General features: G+C 65.8%; 19 protein-coding genes and 1 tRNA gene. 5 read left to right on the forward strand and 15 right to left on the reverse strand.

Annotated features, from left to right (window positions below; translation table 11 throughout):
* Positions 1–46 precede the first annotated feature (46 nt).
* The 8 genes from atpA to AKI39_RS22710 form a co-directional block, all read right to left on the reverse strand.
* Positions 47–1,588: a F0F1 ATP synthase subunit alpha gene (atpA, locus tag AKI39_RS22675; RefSeq protein WP_066641181.1), complete on the reverse strand. Its 1,542-nt coding sequence runs from the start codon at positions 1,586–1,588 to the stop codon at positions 47–49.
* A gap of 40 nt (positions 1,589–1,628) precedes the next feature.
* Positions 1,629–2,168: a F0F1 ATP synthase subunit delta gene (locus AKI39_RS22680; protein WP_066641183.1), complete on the reverse strand. Its 540-nt coding sequence runs from the start codon at positions 2,166–2,168 to the stop codon at positions 1,629–1,631.
* A 12-nt stretch (positions 2,169–2,180) separates the two neighbouring features.
* Positions 2,181–2,651, reverse strand: coding sequence for a F0F1 ATP synthase subunit B (locus AKI39_RS22685; protein ID WP_066641184.1), 471 nt, complete (start codon positions 2,649–2,651; stop codon positions 2,181–2,183).
* Between the two features lie 165 nt (positions 2,652–2,816).
* Entirely contained in the window at positions 2,817–3,059 is a 243-nt protein-coding gene (gene atpE / locus AKI39_RS22690; protein ID WP_003815363.1) for a F0F1 ATP synthase subunit C, read from the reverse strand.
* A gap of 109 nt (positions 3,060–3,168) precedes the next feature.
* Entirely contained in the window at positions 3,169–4,050 is an 882-nt protein-coding gene (gene atpB, locus AKI39_RS22695) for a F0F1 ATP synthase subunit A (protein WP_066641185.1), read from the reverse strand.
* 67 nt (positions 4,051–4,117) lie between these two features.
* Positions 4,118–4,438, reverse strand: coding sequence for an ATP synthase subunit I (locus AKI39_RS22700; RefSeq protein WP_338012411.1), 321 nt, complete (start codon positions 4,436–4,438; stop codon positions 4,118–4,120).
* A 307-nt stretch (positions 4,439–4,745) separates the two neighbouring features.
* Complete coding sequence (locus tag AKI39_RS22705; protein WP_066641191.1) at positions 4,746–6,293, reverse strand: DUF1254 domain-containing protein; 1,548 nt, start codon at positions 6,291–6,293, stop codon at positions 4,746–4,748.
* A 221-nt stretch (positions 6,294–6,514) separates the two neighbouring features.
* Positions 6,515–7,291 carry an enoyl-CoA hydratase gene (locus tag AKI39_RS22710; protein WP_066641192.1) on the reverse strand — a complete coding sequence of 259 codons (777 nt, stop codon included), beginning with the start codon at positions 7,289–7,291 and terminating at the stop codon, positions 6,515–6,517.
* Positions 7,292–7,371: 80 nt separating this feature from the next.
* Between AKI39_RS22710 and AKI39_RS22715 the strand changes: the two genes are divergently transcribed.
* Together AKI39_RS22715 and mnmH are read left to right on the forward strand one after the other, a co-directional pair.
* Positions 7,372–9,132 carry a M61 family metallopeptidase gene (locus AKI39_RS22715; RefSeq protein ID WP_066641194.1) on the forward strand — a complete coding sequence of 587 codons (1,761 nt, stop codon included), beginning with the start codon at positions 7,372–7,374 and terminating at the stop codon, positions 9,130–9,132.
* 79 nt (positions 9,133–9,211) lie between these two features.
* Entirely contained in the window at positions 9,212–10,357 is a 1,146-nt protein-coding gene (gene mnmH, locus AKI39_RS22720) for a tRNA 2-selenouridine(34) synthase MnmH (RefSeq protein ID WP_235610700.1), read from the forward strand.
* Positions 10,358–10,426: 69 nt separating this feature from the next.
* Here mnmH and AKI39_RS22725 read toward each other — a convergent pair whose 3' ends face one another.
* A complete protein-coding gene (locus AKI39_RS22725; protein ID WP_066641196.1) occupies positions 10,427–11,338 on the reverse strand; it encodes an NAD(P)/FAD-dependent oxidoreductase in 912 nt (303 codons plus the stop codon).
* A gap of 161 nt (positions 11,339–11,499) precedes the next feature.
* On the opposite strand from AKI39_RS22725, the gene folB reads away from it, so the two are divergent.
* On the forward strand, positions 11,500–11,859 hold the full coding sequence (gene folB, locus AKI39_RS22730; protein ID WP_066641198.1) for a dihydroneopterin aldolase: 360 nt from the start codon (positions 11,500–11,502) through the stop codon (positions 11,857–11,859).
* A gap of 39 nt (positions 11,860–11,898) precedes the next feature.
* Positions 11,899–12,906, forward strand: a complete 1,008-nt coding sequence (gene ttcA, locus AKI39_RS22735) for a tRNA 2-thiocytidine(32) synthetase TtcA (RefSeq protein WP_076879736.1) — start codon at positions 11,899–11,901, stop codon at positions 12,904–12,906.
* Between the two features lie 3 nt (positions 12,907–12,909).
* Here the strand turns inward: ttcA and AKI39_RS22740 are convergent, their stop codons facing one another.
* The 5 genes from AKI39_RS22740 to hemA form a co-directional block, all read right to left on the reverse strand.
* Positions 12,910–13,473, reverse strand: a complete 564-nt coding sequence (locus AKI39_RS22740) for a UbiX family flavin prenyltransferase (protein ID WP_066643639.1) — start codon at positions 13,471–13,473, stop codon at positions 12,910–12,912.
* Positions 13,474–13,481: 8 nt separating this feature from the next.
* Entirely contained in the window at positions 13,482–13,808 is a 327-nt protein-coding gene (grxD, locus tag AKI39_RS22745; RefSeq protein ID WP_066641200.1) for a Grx4 family monothiol glutaredoxin, read from the reverse strand.
* A gap of 50 nt (positions 13,809–13,858) precedes the next feature.
* Positions 13,859–14,671 (reverse strand): peptide chain release factor N(5)-glutamine methyltransferase, encoded by an 813-nt coding sequence (prmC, locus tag AKI39_RS22750; protein ID WP_076879737.1) that lies wholly within the window; start codon positions 14,669–14,671, stop codon positions 13,859–13,861.
* A complete protein-coding gene (gene prfA / locus AKI39_RS22755; RefSeq protein ID WP_066641202.1) occupies positions 14,672–15,754 on the reverse strand; it encodes a peptide chain release factor 1 in 1,083 nt (360 codons plus the stop codon).
* Positions 15,755–15,847: 93 nt separating this feature from the next.
* Positions 15,848–17,122: a glutamyl-tRNA reductase gene (gene hemA / locus AKI39_RS22760; protein ID WP_066641204.1), complete on the reverse strand. Its 1,275-nt coding sequence runs from the start codon at positions 17,120–17,122 to the stop codon at positions 15,848–15,850.
* 165 nt (positions 17,123–17,287) lie between these two features.
* Here hemA and AKI39_RS22765 point away from each other — a divergent pair.
* Positions 17,288–17,363 (forward strand) — tRNA-Phe (locus tag AKI39_RS22765).
* Between the two features lie 241 nt (positions 17,364–17,604).
* On the opposite strand, the gene AKI39_RS22770 is transcribed toward AKI39_RS22765, so the two are convergent.
* Positions 17,605–17,826 carry a hypothetical protein gene (locus AKI39_RS22770; protein ID WP_145925356.1) on the reverse strand — a complete coding sequence of 74 codons (222 nt, stop codon included), beginning with the start codon at positions 17,824–17,826 and terminating at the stop codon, positions 17,605–17,607.
* Between the last annotated feature and the right edge of the window lie 117 nt (positions 17,827–17,943).

Here is a 17,943-nt window from a genome sequence, read left to right on the forward strand (position 1 = left end):
GTGCGCGCCGCATGGCGCCCGCCGACCTCATCACAGTCAAAATGTCTTAAAAAGCACCGTGCTTCTTGAACTCCTGGATTTCCGCGGCCAGCACGGCCTCGTCATCCTTCGAGAGTTCCTTGGTATCTTCGATGCGCTGGATCAGCTCGGCGTGCTTGGCCTTCAGGTGATCCTTCAGCGCCTTTTCGAAAGCCAGCACCTGCGACACTTCGACGTCGTCCAGGTAGCCGTTGTTCACGGCGTACAGGCTGACGGCAAGTTCCCAGACCTGCAGCGGCTGGTACTGGGGCTGCTTCAGCAGTTCGACCACGCGCTTGCCGCGCTCCAGCTGGCGGCGCGTCGCGTCGTCCAGGTCGGAGGCGAACTGCGCGAAGGCAGCCAGCTCACGGTACTGCGCCAAGTCGGTACGGATACCGCCGGACAGCTTCTTGATGACCTTGGTCTGCGCGGCGCCGCCCACGCGCGACACCGAAATACCGGCGTTGATGGCGGGACGCACGCCGGCGTTGAACAGGTCGGTTTCCAGGAAGATCTGGCCGTCCGTGATCGAGATCACGTTGGTCGGAACGAAGGCGGACACGTCGCCGGCCTGCGTTTCGATGATCGGCAGCGCGGTCAGCGAACCCGTCTTGCCCTTCACGGCGCCGTTGGTGAACTTCTCCACGTACTCTTCATTGACGCGAGCGGCACGCTCCAGCAGGCGCGAGTGCAGGTAGAACACGTCGCCGGGGTAGGCTTCGCGGCCCGGCGGACGGCGCAGCAGCAGCGAGACCTGGCGATAGGCCCAGGCCTGCTTGGTCAGGTCGTCATAGATGATCAAGGCGTCTTCGCCGCGATCGCGGAAGTATTCGCCCATCGTGCAGCCGGCATAGGGGGCCAGGTACTGCATGGCCGCCGAGTCCGAGGCCGACGCCGCGACGACGATGGTGTATTCCATCGCACCGTGCTCTTCCAGCTTGCGCACCACGTTGCTGATCGTGGACGCCTTCTGGCCGATGGCGACGTAGACGCAGATCACGCCCTTGCCCTTCTGGCTGATGATGGTGTCCACCGCGACGGCGGTCTTGCCGGTCTGGCGGTCGCCGATGATCAGCTCGCGCTGGCCACGGCCGATAGGCACCATGGAATCGATCGCCTTGATACCGGTTTGCACGGGCTGCGACACGGAACGGCGTGCGATCACGCCCGGCGCGACCTTTTCGATCACGTCGGTTTCCTTGGTATTGATGGGGCCGCGACCGTCGATGGGCTCGCCCAGCGTGTTGACCACGCGTCCCTTCAGTTCGGGGCCGACCGGCACTTCCAGAATGCGGCCGGTCGTCTTGACCTGGTCGCCTTCCGACACGCCGGTGTAGTCGCCTAGAATCACGGCGCCGACGGAGTCGCGCTCGAGGTTCAGGGCCAGGCCGAAGGTGTTGTTGGGGAATTCGAGCATTTCGCCCTGCATCACGTCGGACAGACCGTGGATGCGGGTAATACCGTCGGTCACGGAAACGACCGTGCCCTGGGTACGGATATCGGTCGAAGCGCCCAGGCCCTCGATGCGGCTCTTGAGCAGTTCGCTGATCTCGGAGGGATTGAGTTGCATGTTCAGACTCCTGGAATCCTGTTAGTCGCCTGGCTAAGGGCTATGCCGCCAGCGTGTCGCGCATGCGGGTCAATTGAGCTTGCACGGATGTATCGAGTACCTGATCCCCGACGGCCACGCGGACACCCCCGATCAGGGAGGCATCAACGGTTACGTGGGGCTTGAGCTTGAGGCCGAACTTCAGTTCCAGGGCGCTCAGCAAGTCCTTGACCTGGTCGGGGGTCATCTCGAAAGCACTGGTAATGTTGGCCTGCGCCGTGCCTTCGTGGCGGTTCTTCAGCGCCGCGAACTGCTCTGCGATTTCCGGCAGCAACGGCAGGCGGCCGTTTTCAGCCAGCAGGTCGATGAAATTGCGGGCGAATTGCGGCACTTCGCCTTGCAGCAGTCCGGCGAAGGTCTGCGCGCGCTGGGCGTCCCCCAGGCGGGGATCGGACATGGCCTCACGGACGTCCGCGTTGGCGGCGACCTGGGCCATTTGATTCACCAGGCCGGCCCAGAGGTCCAGCCCGGCCTTGTCGTCGCGCGCGGCGGCGAACAAGGCTTCGGCATAAGGCCGGGCGACAGTCGATAGTTCAGCCATGACGGTTCCGGATTAAAGCTGTGCCTTGAGCTGAGCCAGCAGCTCGGCATGGGCGCGGGCGTCGATCTCGCGGCGCAGGATCTGCTCCGCGCCCTTGACGGCCAGCGCGGCGACTTCGTCGCGCAAGTTGTCGCGCGCGCGCTGCACGACCAGCTCGGCGTCCTGCTTGGCCTGCGCCACGATGCGGGCGCGTTCGGCTTCCGCGTCACGGCGAGCCTGATCCAGCAGCTGATTCGCCTGCTTTTCGGCTTCCACCATGCGGGCGTGGTTTTCGGACTTGGCAGAAGCCTCGATCAGACTGATGCGCGCCTGGGCCTGGGCGAGGTCAGCCTTGCCCTTTTCAGCCGCGGCCAAGCCGTCGGCGATTTTCTGGCGGCGCTCATCCATCGCCTTCGTCAGGGGCGGCCACACGAATTTCATCGTGAACCAGCCCAGAACGAAGAACACGAGCATCTGGAAAAAGATCGTCGCGTTCAGATTCACGGTCGTTTCCCTTTAACACCTAACGGCTCGGACGTTTCCCTGGAAACGCCATCGAGCACTCGATACTTGCCGGTGGGCAGTCGCGGTACGGGCCTTATCTGGCTATACAGGACCACGCGCCACCGGCTTCTTCGACCCGCCGGCGCACCGGCGGGCAATGCGCCATTAACCGACGAACGGGTTGGCGAACGCGAACAGCATCGCGATACCGACGCCGATCAGGAACGCGGCGTCGATCAGGCCAGCCAACAGGAACATCTTGGTTTGCAGGGCGTTCATCAGTTCAGGCTGACGAGCCGAAGCTTCCAGGTATTTGCCCCCCATCAGCGCGATACCGATGCAAGCGCCGATAGCGCCCAGACCGATGATGAGACCGCAGGCGAGAGCAACGAAAGCTACGTTGGTCATGACAACTCCTTGTTGAGAAATCTGAATGTCAAGAGATTGGAAGTGGTACAGCGCAATGCAAGAAAATCTTGCGTCCCGGCGCGGGCCGGAACCCGCGCCGAAAAAACGGTCAATGTCCTTCGTGGGCCTGGCCGATGTAGACCAGCGTCAGCATCATGAAGATAAAGCCCTGGAGCAGCACGATCAGGATGTGGAAAATCGCCCAGATCGAACCGGCCAGGAGCTGGCCGATGCCCAGGCCGATGCTGCTGCCGTTGAAGCCGGTCCACGCGCCGCCCAGCAGCGCGATCAACATGAAGATGAGTTCGCCGGCGAACATGTTGCCGAACAACCGCATGCCCAGCGACACGGACTTGGCGGCGTATTCGATGATGTTCAGCAGCAGGTTGAAGGGCATCAGGAGCAGGGCCCACACGCCGTGCGCATGGAACGGCGCGCCGATCAGGTCTTTCACGAAACCGCCGGGGTGCTTGATCTTCAGCCCGTAATAGAACATCAGCAGCAATACGCCCAGCGACATGCCCATCGGCACGTTCAGGTCGGCAGTCGGGAGAATGCGGTGGAAATACAGGGGATCGCCGTGGTGCGCACCCAAGCCGGTCCAGCGCAGGATGGTGCCCAGCAGGTCGACAGGGATCAGGTCCAGCGCGTTCATGAGGACGATCCACAGGAACACCGTCAGGGCCAGCGGCGAGACGAAGCGCCGCGACACTTCATTGGGGACGATGGACTTGGCCTGCTCTTCGACCATGTCGACGAGTGACTCGACGAACATCTGGAAGCGGCCCGGGACACCGGTGCTGGCCTGGCGGGCGGCGCGCCACAGGAAGAACACCACGACCGCACCCATCAGGATGGACCAGAACAGGGAGTCGTAGTTAATGACGCCAAAATTGGCGATCGCAGTCTGCTTTTCGCCTATGTTGTTGAGATGCACCAGATGGTGCTGAATGTATTCGGACTGAGGCGACACGTCGCTGGCAGCAGCCATTTATTACCTACCCTGTTTGCTGTCGCTGGCGCGTCACGCCAGCCATTTTGAACGATTAGAAGCGTCGCTATGACAACTTGCCGGACATCAAGAGCAGAACATACCCCTTGAGGGTGCAAATCAGGCCGATCAACATGGCCGGCCACACGATCCTGCCACCCCCAAGCCGCACCGCCAGCCACAACAGCAAAACCGTTGCGACCAGCTTGAATGCTTCGCCCAGGAAGAACGTGAACGGATTGGTCCGGCCCGGCCGGTGCGCGTCCAGCAGCAACCGTAGCGCAAACAATGTGTTTGGCACCAGATACGCCCCCGCCCCCACCAGCGCCGATAAACCCGCCGCCGTTCCCGCTACTCCCCACGCGATCACCGTCGCAAGCAGCGCCATGACGCATTGCGCCACGACAGCTCGCGCCAGTCCGCGACTTGTTCTTGCACGCAACGCGGCTTTTTGCTCCTCGTTGAGCACCAGCCTGGTCGGGTCCAGCCCATCGTCCAGCCTAGTTGTCCCATCCGGTGGCATGTTATTCCGCAAGCGTCAAACTATTGGAGTATAGCTGGAATCCAACCCGGCCCGCAAATCGAGCCGCCTGACAAGGCGCTGAGTCGCGACAAAGAAACAGGGGCAGTCCATTGCCCCTGCTTGGAACCCCTCCCGGCGGCGCCCTGGAGGGCCGCGCCGAGGCGCACGGCGCTCAGTGGTCGCGCACCGGAGGCGGCGCCCACTGCTGGTCCATCGCGATATCGCGCGGCCAGTACAGCCTCATATTGAGCATGAATGGACCGGCGTCGGGGCTAGGCAGCCAATTGGCCTGCCGCTCCCGGCTGGGGGCCCGGCGCTGGATATAGATGTCCAGGGAGCCGTCGGCGTTATAGCGCAGGTTGTCGGTGCTGCGGATCGCGTAGCGATGCGCCGGATTGTCCACGAAGGTCTGCTCCGGCCCGTACAAGTTGAGCGACCAGAAGGCGTTGACCGGCGGCAGTTGACCCTTGTCGAAATGCAGCACGTAGTCGTCGTCGCCCACCAGCCGGTCGCCGTCGGCATCGATCAGCGTCACCGGATACAGGATGTCCTCGGGCAGCCCGGCCCCCAGGCCCGCGTACGCCACGGCGGCGCGGCGCAGGTAATTGGTCCCATAGGTCCCGATACCGCCGGTCACCGTGTTCCAGCCATTGATGCCCGAACCCAGCCGGGAGACGTAGTCGGCGATGCGGCGGCCGGCTTCCGGACCGGCCTGCGTCAGCGCCTGCTGCACCGCCGGGTCCAGTTGCGAGAACGCCACCGGCGACGTGGTACCCAGGCCGAGACGGCGCAGGCGGTCCAGCATGGGATAGTCGTTGGCGTGGGGCGGATTGTTGCGCAGGGCGTCCGCGAAAACCCCGAAGAAGGTCGCCGCGTCCATGCCGGCCACCTGCTGCACCGGCGGCACCGCGCTGGGCGCGACCTGCGTGGTGGGCGTATAGGCCGGCGGCATCGGCATCGGCGCCACCAGCCGCGGGCCCGGCTGCCCCGGATACATCGGCGTCAGCGAACCGGGGGCGACCGCGCGGCCCGGCACGGGAGCGGGCGGGGCCACATAGGGCGCGACGGCGATATTGGCCTGCCACTGATTCACGGCCGGATAGTCCTGCTGCCCGCCAGCCTGCACATGGCCCACCACCCATCCCATGGACGTCGGGCTGCGTACCACGTCCACGCCGGCCGGCAGCGTACCGTTCCAATACGGCCCGACGATGGCGAAGGCCTGCGGGCCGGCGCCGTTGGTGCGGGTGCCGCGCGAGGCAAAGACGTCGGTCCACATATCCATCAGCGACAGCACATAGAAGCGGTTGCCGGGGTCCGGGACCCTGACGATCACCGGCCCGTTGCTGACGTCGTACCACATGCTGGAATACAGCGTGTCGGTGTTCGGCCAGCGGGCGTCGGGCGTGCTGGCATCCGGAAACGCCGTCTTGTGCCCGAACTGGTTCATGGGCGCCTTGCCGTCCAGGGGCGAGGCCACATTCGTGGTATTGCGGCGGGTCAGCTCCATCAACACCATGGGATAGGCATACACGTAGGCATCGACCGCCGTATCGTGCAGTTCCTGGGCAGTCATGGGCGCGACCGGGGCGGCGGCCACGGGCGTCGGCGACGTCATGCGCAGCGTGGGTTGAGGAGATTGGGCAGAGGCGGCGCCGCTGACGCCAAAAATGCACGCCAGGGCGGCCAATCGCCATTTACCGGTATGGGCAGTACGCATGGAGGGCTCCTTTGTTGTTGCCGGGCGGCCCCCGTCAGCAACCGGCGCGCCTGCTCATCCGCTGGCAGGCATGGGAGAGCCGCCCTCATTCGTTGGAACCCTAAAGGATAGGCGCGCGCCTTGATACATCCACCACAAGAACGTATCAAGACGCAACCAGACCGCGTGCCGCGAAACCCAGCTGTTCCGCGGCGCGCGCAAGGCCATGCGGTGGCCTGCGCTCAGCGATGGTGGAAATTCGGCTTGCGCTTCTCGACGAAGGCGGCCATGCCTTCTTTCTGGTCCGGCGTGCCGAACAGCGAGTGGAAGGAGCGCCGCTCGAACAACATGCCCTCGTTCAGCGGGGTTTCGTAGGCGCGGTTCACGCATTCCTTGGCCATCATGGCCGCCTGCAGCGGCATGGCCGCGATGACCGTGCCGATCTCGATGGCTTCTTCCAGCAGCTTGTCGGCGGGCACCACGCGCGACACCAGGCCGGCTCGCTCGGCCTCTTCCGCGCCCATCATGCGGCCGGTCAGCACCATGTCCATGGCCTTGGCCTTGCCCACGGCGCGTGGCAGCCGCTGCGTGCCGCCAGCGCCCGGGATGACGCCCAGCTTGATTTCCGGCTGCCCGAACCTGGCGGTATCGGCAGCCACTAGGATGTCGCACATCATGGCCAGCTCGCAGCCCCCACCCAGCGCGTACCCCGCCACCGCCGCGACCACCGGCTTGCGGATGCGCTTCAAGGTTTCCCAATTGCGGGTGATGTAGTCGGTGCCGTACACCTCCGTGTAGCTCCAATCCTTCATCGCGCCGATATCGGCGCCCGCCGCGAATGCCTTTTCGCTGCCGGTGATGACGATGGCGCCGATGGTCGCGTCCTGCTCCAGCGCCAGCAGGGCCTGGCCCAGTTCATCCATCAAGGCATCGTTCAAGGCATTCAGCGCCTGGGGCCGGTTCAGCGTCAACAAACCGACGCGTCCACGCGTCTCCATCAGAACCAGCGATTCACTCATGGATGTCTCCTGTGGTCAAAAAAGCCGGGGGCGGTGCCTAACCATTAGAATGCGCCCATTGACGACGCGCTATCGGAATAATGGCCCCGCATCCCGTAATTTACCGCCTGCAACCCCATGACCCGGCGGGTCATCGCTTTCGCATCGTGCTTACGATCGAGTCGCCCGCCCCCGAAGGCCAGTCCCTGACCCTGCCGGCCTGGATTCCGGGCAGTTACCTGATCCGCGACTTTTCCCGGCAGATCGAGACGCTGAAGGCGTATGCCGGCGGCCGCGCCGTGCCGGTGGCCAAGACGGACAGCCATACCTGGAAGGCGGCGCCGGCCGGCGGGCCGCTGACGGTGGAATACACGGTCTACGCCTGGGACTTGTCGGTGCGCGGCGCCCATCTGGATGAAAGCCACGCCTTCTTCAACGGCACCAGCGTATTCCTGTGCGTCGAAGGGCAGGCCCACCTGCCCTGCCTGGTTGAACTGCAGCCGCCGCCTGGCATCGAGGGCTGGAAGGTCTATACCAGCCTGCCGGAAGCGCGTGGCGTCACGGGCGGCGCCCGGCGCCATGGTTTCGGCCTGTACCGGGCGCCCGACTACGACGCCCTGATCGATCATCCGGTGGAAATGGGTACGCCGCAGGTCGCGCGCTTTTTCGCCCATGGTGCCGAGCACGAATTGGTCTTCACGGGCATCGCCCCGCGCCTGGACCTGGCGCGCATCGCGCGCGACGTCCAGCGCATTTGCGAAACCCAGATCGCCTTCTTCGAGCCGCAGTCGCGCCGCGCGCCCTTCCTGGACAGCAGCGACCGCTATGTTTTCATGACCATGGTCACCGGCGACGGCTACGGCGGCCTGGAACATCGCGCCTCCACCGCCCTGATGGCCGCGCGCAAGGACCTGCCCGTCAAGGGCCAGACCGGCCAGGGAGAAGGCTATCGCACCTTCCTGGGCCTGGTCAGCCACGAGTATTTCCATACCTGGAACGTCAAGCGCATCAAGCCCGCCGCCTTCGCGCCCTACGATCTGACGCGGCCCGCGCTGACCCGGTTGCTGTGGATATTCGAAGGCTTCACCTCTTACTACGACGACCTGTTCCTGCTGCGCGCGGGCACGATCACGCGGCCCGACTACCTGCGCCTGCTGGCCAAGACCATCACCTCCGTGGCGCGCACGCCGGGCCGCGCCAAGCAATCGGTGGCCGAGAGCTCCTTCGACGCCTGGACCCGCTATTACAAGCAGGACGAGAATTCGCCGAACGCCATCGTCAGCTACTACACCAAGGGCGCGCTGGTCGCCTTGGGCCTGGACCTGACCGTGCGGCGCAAGAGCGGCGGCCGGCATTCGCTGGACGACGTGATGCGGCTGATGTGGCGCCGTTATGGGCGCGATTTCTATCGCGGCGCGCCGCAGGGCATTCCGGAAGACGCGCTGCCCGCGCTGGTGCGCGAAGCCACGGGCGTGGACGCGCGAGCCTTCATCGGGCGCTACGCCGATGGCCGCGCCGATCCGCCGCTGGCCGAGCTGCTGGCCCACCACGGCATCACCTTGCAGTGGAAGCCCGCGTCCAATCTGCCCACGCTGGACGTGCGCACCCGCAAGCAGGGTGACGGGGTGGCGCTGGCCACCGTACTGGAAGGCGGTGTCGCGCACAAGGGCGGCCTGTCCGCCGGCGACGTTCTGGTGGCCATCGACGGCCTGCGCGTCGATGCCCCCGCGGGCCTGGAACTGCTGCTGGCGCAGTATCGCCCCGGCGATACGGTGACGGTACACGTGTTCCGCCGCGACGAGCTGCGGGCATTCCGCATGCGCCTGGATGCACAGCCGGCGCTGGATTGTGTGCTGAGCTGACGCATCGCCCCTGGACCGTATCCGCCGCCCTCCTTCCGACACTGCTGCCCCGACCCCCCATCGGCCTTTTTGGTCCGCCATGTCCACCATCATGTCCAGCCCTGACGTCCGCCCGGATACCCGGGCCTTCCGCGAATTGTTCCTTTCCGGCGTGCCGCTGCTGGACGTGCGCGCGCCGGTGGAATTCAGCCGCGGCGCCTTTCCCACGGCGGTGAATATCCCGCTGATGAACGACCCTGAGCGTGAAGAAGTGGGCTTGCGCTACAAGGAGCAAGGGCAGCAGGCCGCCATCGCGCTGGGCATGCAGCGGGTATCGGGGGACATCAAGCGCGAGCGCATCCAGGCCTGGGCGGCGTTCGCCCGGGCGCATCCGCAAGGCTATCTCTATTGTTTCCGCGGCGGGCTGCGATCCCAGATCACGCAGCAATGGCTGAAGGCGGAAGCCGGCATCGACTACCCCCGGGTGGTGGGCGGCTACAAGGCGATGCGCACCTATCTTGCGGACGTCATCCGCATCGCCGCGTCGACGCCCGGCCATCTGGTGCTGGGCGGCCTGACGGGCAGCGGCAAGACCGAAGCCCTGCACGGCGTCGGCAACGCGGTGGACCTGGAACGGCATGCCAATCATCGCGGCTCCGGCTTCGGCAAGCGCGTCACGCCGCAACCGTCGCAGATCGATTTCGAGCATCGCCTGGCGATCGACCTGCTGCACAAGCAGGCGGGCGGCTGGCGCACGATGGTGCTGGAAGACGAAAGCCGCCTGATCGGCATGAACGCGCTGCCGCTGGAACTGCTGCAGGTGATCCAGACCGCGCCCTTGGTCTGGCTGGACGCCGCGCTGGAGGAACGGGTGGAGCGCATCCTGCGCGACTATGTGGTGGAGCTGCGGACGGAATTTGCCGCGCGGTACGGCGAGGCGGGCGATGCCCTGTTCGCCCAGCGCCTGCAGGACAGTTTGACGGCGATTTCGCGCCGGCTGGGCGGCGAACGCCATGGGCGCCTGATGATGCAGATGCGGGCCGCGCTGGCACGCCAGCTGGAAACGGGCGATTGCGATGCGCATCGCGCCTGGATCCAGGGGTTGCTGGGCGAGTACTACGATCCCATATACGCCCGGCACCTGAAGGAAAAAGCCACGCGCATCGTGTTTCGCGGCGACGCCGCCGCCGTGGCCGCCTACCTGCGGGACCAGGCCGCGCGGAACCGGCACGGCGCCCCGGACTAGCCAGCCCGATACGGGGTTGATCCTGGAACCAACCCGGAGGTGTACCCGGCGCCGCCGCGCCAGGATGGCTCAGCGCGCGGCGACCGTGCCGCGCTCCAGCTCCGCCTGGATGGCCTTGGCCGCCACCACGCCATCAGCCATGGACGTCACCACGCACGGATGCATGCGGTTCGCGACTTCACCGATTGCATACACCCCGGCCGCGCTGGTGCGCGCGGTGGCCGGCTCGGTCACGATATAGCCGCGCGCATCGCGCTCCAGGTGCAGGCTGTCCGCAAAGCCGGCCTGCGGCTCCCAGCCGTAGAACACCAGGATCAGGTCATAGCGGCGGCCGTTGACACTGCGCGCGCGCGGATCGACGACGTAGTCGCCGACATGCAGGTCCCGCGTGGCGGCGGCCGCCACCAGCTGCGGACGCGCCCGCACCGTGCGCGAATAGACATGCACTTCGCGGGCCCCGCGGCCGCGCACGTAGGCGTAGTTTTCGAAGCCGTTGTCCCCGCCCCCGAGGACGGCGACCGACAGGCCCCGATAGTCCTGTTCGTGAACCGCCACGCCGGGACCGACCAGCACCCCAGGCCATCGCCGCCCGTCGTCCGCCCCCGGCAGCCCCCGCGCACGCACACCAGAGGCGATCACCAGAAAACGCCCGTGCACCTGGGACGGCGCGCCGTTTGCCGTCTCCAGCGTCACGTCGAATCCCTTGCCGGCACGCGCGACCTGGCGCGCCCGATGGCCGGTCAGCGCGGGCACGTGCGCGGCGGCGACGCTCTGCGCGATGTTGGCGGCAACCTGCTGTCCCGTCACCCCCGGCAGCACGGCGATCCACTCGTCCCGGAAGGGATTGTCGTTTTCCAGGCCGCCCAGGCGTGACGCGGCCTCCACCAGCAGGGGCGCCAGGCCCAGGCGTGCCAGCCAGATGGCGCAGGAGGCGCCGGCCGGACCGCCGCCTACAATGATGGCATCGGATGTATCCCGCATTCCGTACAGGTTTCCGCTGTGATTTTCGGGTTTCGCGACGATTGTAGCGACAGCGCCGGGACGCGCGCAGCCGACCGCCCGGATGCGCATGCGGCATACAATGCGGCACACGCCTTGACTTCCACGCCCGGCGCCGTCAGCGGACACGCCACCCCAGAATCATGCCTACTCGCCGCATCGTTTTTTCCCGCCTTGCCCTGGACGCCCGCATCGGCATCCTGGAACACGAGCGCCGCGCCACGCAGCCGCTTCACGTCGACGCCGAGATCGATGTGGACATTACCCGCAGCGTGGACGACCATGACATCCATAGCGTGCTGGACTACCGCGCCCTGCGCGAGGCCATCGTCGCCGAATGCACCCACGCCCACGTGAACCTGATCGAAACGCTGACCGAGCGGGTGGCCGAGCGCCTGATGGCGGATTTCGAGGAAATCCGCGCCGTGCGCATCCGCATCAGCAAGCCCATGGCGTTTTCCGACTGCGCCGCCGTCGGCGTGGAAATCTATACGTCGCGCTGACCCGGTTGGGCCGCGCGGCATCATGACCGCTTTCGTATCATGAACGCTCCCGATACCTCCGCCTTCCGTGCCGCGTCCGCCACGCCGGCGGACGCCCCTCCCGCCGGTAGCAACCGGGCCGCCCAGGAAAAAGCGCGCGTGCACGCCAACAAGCTGGCCAAGCGCCTGGCCCGCGAAACCACCCGCGCCATTTCCGATTACAACATGATCGAAGCGGGCGACCGCGTCATGGTCTGCATGTCGGGCGGCAAGGATTCCTACGGCCTGCTCGACATCCTGATGCGCCTGCGCGAACGCGCGCCCTTCCCCTTCGAACTGATCGCCGTCAACCTGGACCAGAAGCAGCCCGGCTTTCCCGACCATATCCTGCCGGACTACCTGCGCGGCCTGGGCGTGCCCTTCCACATCGAAACGCAGGACACCTATTCCGTCGTCACGCGCGTCATTCCGCAGGGCAAGACCATGTGCTCGCTATGCTCGCGGCTGCGGCGCGGCATCCTGTATCGGGTGGCCGGCGAACTGGGCGCCACCAAGATCGCGCTGGGACACCATCGCGACGACATCCTCGGCACGTTCTTCCTGAACCTGTTCTACGGCGGGAAGATCAAGGCGATGCCGCCCAAGCTGGTATCGGACGACGGCAAGCACACGGTCATCCGGCCGCTGGCCTACATCCCGGAAGCGGATATGGCGGCCTATGCGGAACACCAGGGCTTTCCCATCATCCCGTGCAACCTGTGCGGCTCGCAGGAAAACCTCAAGCGCAAGGAAGTCGGCCGCATGATCCAGGAATGGGATCGCAAGCATCCCGGCCGGGCATGGAACGTATTCAATGCGCTGGCGAACGTGGTGCCGTCCCACCTGATGGACCGCCAGTTGTTCGACTTCGCGGGATTGCGGCCCAGCGGGCTGGCCGATGCGAACGGCGACACGGCCTTCGACCAGGAAGACCCGGACGCGCCCGGCACGGCCTGCGGCGACAGCGCCGGCCAGCATGCCGAGGGCGACGCCCGCGAACATGCGCTCAGCTTCGTGCGCTTCGAATAAGCATCAGGCCGACCCGGTCCAGGTGGGACCGGGCACGTGGATATCGAACATGCCCAGGACGCGGGCGATGGTTTGGTCGACCATTTCCTCGATCGACGCCGGCCGGAAATAGAACGCGGGCAGCGGCGGAAACACGATGCCGCCCATTTCCGTTACCGCGGTCATATTGCGCAGGTGTGCCAGGTTGTAAGGCGTCTCGCGCACCATCATCACCAGGCGGCGGCGCTCCTTCAGCGTCACGTCCGCGGCGCGGGTGATGAGGTTGTCCGACAGCCCATGGGCCACGGCCGCCAGGGTACGCATCGAGCACGGCACGATCACCATGCCCGCCGTGGCAAACGCCCCGCTGGCCAGTGTCGCGCCGATGTCGCGCACGCTGTATACGTGGTCCGCCAGCGCTTGCACCTGCTCGCGTGTCATGTCGAGTTCGTGCTTGACGTTCAGGACGCCAGCGGCGGACACGACCAGATGGGTTTCCACGTCGGGCACATCGCGCAGGGCCTGCAGCAGCCGTATGGCATACAGCGACCCTGTCGCGCCCGTCACGCCGACCACCAGCCGGCGCACGGCCATCGTCATGCAGTGGCCCCGGCGTCGTCCAGCAGCGTTTTCAGTTCGCCGCTTTCATGCATCTGGCCCATGATGTCCGATCCGCCGACGAACTCGCCGCGCACGTACAGCTGCGGGACGGTCGGCCAGTTGGAGAATTCCTTGATGCCCTGGCGGACTTCGTCGTCGTCCAGCACATTGACGGTGACCAGCTTCTTCACGCCACAGCTCTTCAGCAGCTGGATGGCCTTGCCGGAAAAGCCGCATTGCGGGAACTGTGCCGTGCCCTTCATGAAAAGCACGACCGGATGCTGCGTCACGGTATCGCGGATGAATTGTTGAACGTCGCTCATGATGCACTCACAAAGAGGTGATTCTTTCAATTATAGGTATCTGCGGCATTTCACAGATACCCGCCCGAAATCCTTTCTATGCCGGCCAGGTCGCGCCGGCTGTCCACCCCGCGCAGCCCGGCCTCGGCCAGCAGGCCGCGTACCGCCTCGGCCTGGTCCCAGCCATGCTCCACCCATAGCACGCCGCCCGGTTTCAGATGGGCGGGCGCACCGGCGATGATGGCGCGCAGGGCATCCAGGCCGTCGGCTTCGTCCGTCAAGGCCAGGCGCGGCTCGAAACGCAGATCGCCCTGTTCCAGATGGGGATCGTGTTCGGAGATATAAGGGGGGTTCGACACGATCACGTCGAATTTCTGGCTGGCCGTCAAGGCGCCATACCAGTTGCCGCCGGCAAAATGCAGATGGGCGCTTAGGCGGACCGCGTTTTCCGCCGCCACCTTCAGGGCCTTCATGCTGCGGTCCGTCGCCAGCACTGCCACATCCGGCCGCGCCAGGGCGATCGAAATCGCGATCGCGCCGCTGCCCGTGCCCAGGTCCAGCACCGACAGCGATTCGAAACCGGCCAGCCATTCCAGCGCCGCCTCGACCAGCAGTTCCGTTTCCGGTCGCGGGATCAGCACATCCGGACTGACCTTGAACATACGCCCCATGAATTCCCGCTCGCCGATCAGATAGGCCATGGGCTCGCCGGCGGCGCGCCGGGCCGCCAGCACGGTGAATGCGCGTACGGCCTGGGCCGGCAAGGGATCGGCGTCGTGCGCCAGGATCCAGGCGCGCGGCTTTTCCAGCACGTGCTCCAGCAGCATGCGCGCCTCCAGCCGCGGCAGGCCCGACGCGAACAGGATGTCCTTGGCGCAGGCCACTCAGACCTCTGCGCCCAAGGCCGCCAGTTGCTCGGCCTGGTGCTCGGCGATCAGCGCGCCGGTCAGTTCGTCCAGGTCGCCCTCCATGATCTGCTGCAGCTTGTACAGCGTCAGGTTGATGCGATGGTCGGTCAGCCGGCCCTGGGGAAAGTTATAGGTACGGATACGTTCCGAACGGTCGCCGCTGCCCACCAGGCTCTTGCGTTCGGCGGCTTCCTTGCTCTGCCTTTCGCGCTGCTGCTTGTCCTTCAGGCGCGCCGCCAGCACCTGCATGGCCTTGTCCTTGTTGCGGTGCTGGGAACGGTCGTCCTGGCATTCCACCACCAGCCCGGTCGGGATATGGGTGATGCGCACCGCGGAATCGGTCTTGTTGATGTGCTGCCCGCCGGCGCCGCTGGCGCGGAAGGTGTCGATGCGCAGGTCGCCCGGGTTGATGACGATTTCGCCCATCGCGTCGGCTTCGGGCATGACCGCCACCGTGCACGCCGACGTATGGATGCGGCCCTGCGCTTCGGTGGCGGGCACCCGCTGCACCCGGTGTGCGCCGGACTCGAACTTCAGCCGCCCATACACGCCGTCGCCTTCGATGCGGACGATGACTTCCTTGTAGCCGCCCAGTTCGGACGGGCTTTCGGACATCAACTCCACGCGCCATCCCTGGCGTTCGGCATAGCGCGAATACATGCGCAGCAGGTCGCCGGAGAACAGCGCGCTTTCATCGCCCCCCGTGCCGGCGCGGATTTCGAGGAACACGCTACGGGCGTCGTCGGGGTCGCGCGGCAGCAGCAGGCGCTGCAGCGCGCCGTCCAGGTCCTCCAGCTTCACCTTGCCGGTCTTGAGCTCTTCTTCCGCCATGCTTTTCATATCCGGATCGGAGAGCATCTCCTGGGCTGTCGCCAGGTCGTCCTCGGCGCCGCGATAGGAGGCGAAGGCCGTCACCACCGGCTCGAGTTCGGCGCGCTCGCGCGACAGTTTGCGGAAGCGGTCCATATCCGTCGCGGTGTCGGGCTCGGACAGCAAGGCATCCACCTCGACCAGCCGTCGGGACAATTGCTCCAGCCGGTCACGCATGGAAGATTTCATAAGCACTCAAAACAAGGGAAAAAGGAAGCAGCGAACGCGTATGCACGCCGGGTCCGCGCGAGGGCGCGGCATGGCGATGATGGCAGAGCGTCGCTAACGCCGCGTGTCGCGGCCGGGGAACAGGCGCGGGACCATGGCCAGCAGTTGCTCGCGATCGGCGCCTTCGCTGCGATTCAGCGCGGCCAGGGGGCCGTGCAGGTACTTTTGCGTCAGGCCGTGGGCCAGCTGTTCCAACACGGCGTCCGGCGATTCGCCCCGCGCCAGCAGGCGGCGGGCGCGCTCCAGTTCGGCCGCGCGGATCGCATCGGCGCCTTGCTGCAGGTCCTGCAGCACGGGCACGATGGCGCGCGAGGCCATCCACTGCATGAAATTGCGGACCCGGGTTTCGATGATGGCCTCGGCCTGGACCATCGCGGCCCGGCGCGCGTCCGTGCCGCTTTGCACCAGCCGCCCCAGATCGTCCACGGAATACAGGTAGACGTCGTCCAGGCGGCCGACCTCGGGCTCGATGTCGCGCGGCACCGCCAGGTCGATCATGACCATGGGGCGGTGGCGGCGTTGCTTGGTGGCGCGCTCCACCATCCCCAGGCCGAGGATGGGCAGCGAGCTGGCCGTACAGGAGACGATCACGTCGAATTCGTGCAGGCGCTCGATCAGGTCGGCCAGGCGCATCGTCCCCGCCGAGAAACGATTGGCCAGGGCTTCGGCGCGCTCCGCGGTTCGGTTGGCCACGACCATTTCCCGCGGCCGCTGCGCGGCGAAATGGGTAGCGCAGAGTTCGATCATCTCGCCCGCGCCGATGAACAGCGTGCGCGCGTCGCCCAAGTCACCGAACACTCGCTCGGCCAGGCGCACCGCGGCCGCGGCCATGGAGACCGAATGCGCGCCGATGTCGGTGGTCGACCTCACTTCCTTCGCCACGGAGAAGGTGCGCTGGAAGAGCTGGTGCAGCAAGGTGCCCAGCGAACCGGCCTCGTCGGCGACGCGCACCGCGTCCTTCATCTGGCCCAGGATCTGGGGCTCGCCCAGGACCATGGAATCCAGCCCGCTGGCGACGCGGAAGGCATGGCGCACCGCGCCGTCCTGCTGATGATGGTAAAGATGCGGCTGCAGGTCGATAGCCTGTACCTGGTTGACGTCCGCCAGCCAGGCCGGCAGATGCTCGGCCACATGGGGTTCGGCCGCGCAATAGACTTCCGTGCGATTACAGGTGGACAGGATGGCGGCTTCGCGCACCGCGCCGCCAAAGGCCGCGCGCAATCCGTCCAGGGCCGGACGCAGCAGATCGACGGGCATGGACACGCGTTCGCGCACGGAAACGGGCGCGGACGTGTGATTCAAGCCAAAAGTAAGAACGTCGACCGACATGTGCCATCGCCTGCGCCGGATCGCAGGCCGGGATAGTGGCCAGCCACCATCCGCGGAGGTAGCGGCTGGTATCTGGAATGCGTGGAATTATAGCGCTTCGCTACCGACCGGTACGTGCTGCCGAGCACGACCCCGAAAAATTGTGTATAGTTGCGGGCTTCGGTTGGCCTGGTAGCTCAGTCGGTAGAGCAGAGGATTGAAAATCCTTGTGTCGGTGGTTCGATTCCGCCCCAGGCCACCATCGATTCGATGCCCAGCCCCAAAAGCTGGGCATTTTCATTGGTGCATCAGGCACTTACGCCTGAACTTCGCCCCCAGCGCCTGGCCGCCCGTGTCCAGCAGAATGTTCCTGCTGGCTTCCATACGGGGTTCCATATGCCGGCCGTGGCCGCTTATCCATGCGGCCCGACAGCGCTGCCTCAGGCATACTTCTCGACCACCGCGGACAATATGGCCGCCGTTTCCACATCCAGCGCCCCATCCTAGTTCCCCGGCCGGAAGTGCAGTTGAAACGCGCGTACCAGGTCCTTGAATCCCGCCGGACCTCCCACCGCACTTGTGTCATAGCCGTATTTGCGGAATTGCTTCAGCGCCTCTTCCTGCGGCAGTGGCGTGTCGGTGTATTGGGCCAAATACCGGGCCTTTACATCCTCTTCATACCAGGCGCCCACACCCGCCCGATGCAGATCCTGCCACGGGAACATCGGGCCCGGATCGCTCTTGCGGCCAGGCGCGATGTCGGCGTGCCCGACCACATTCGTGGGCGTGAATCGCGGGGTAGGCGCGCAGCCGCGTCCGAAACAGTCTCCGGCGGCTTGTAC

The sequence above is a fragment of the Bordetella sp. H567 genome, from assembly GCF_001704295.1.
GTDB lineage: Bacteria > Pseudomonadota > Gammaproteobacteria > Burkholderiales > Burkholderiaceae_B > Bordetella_C.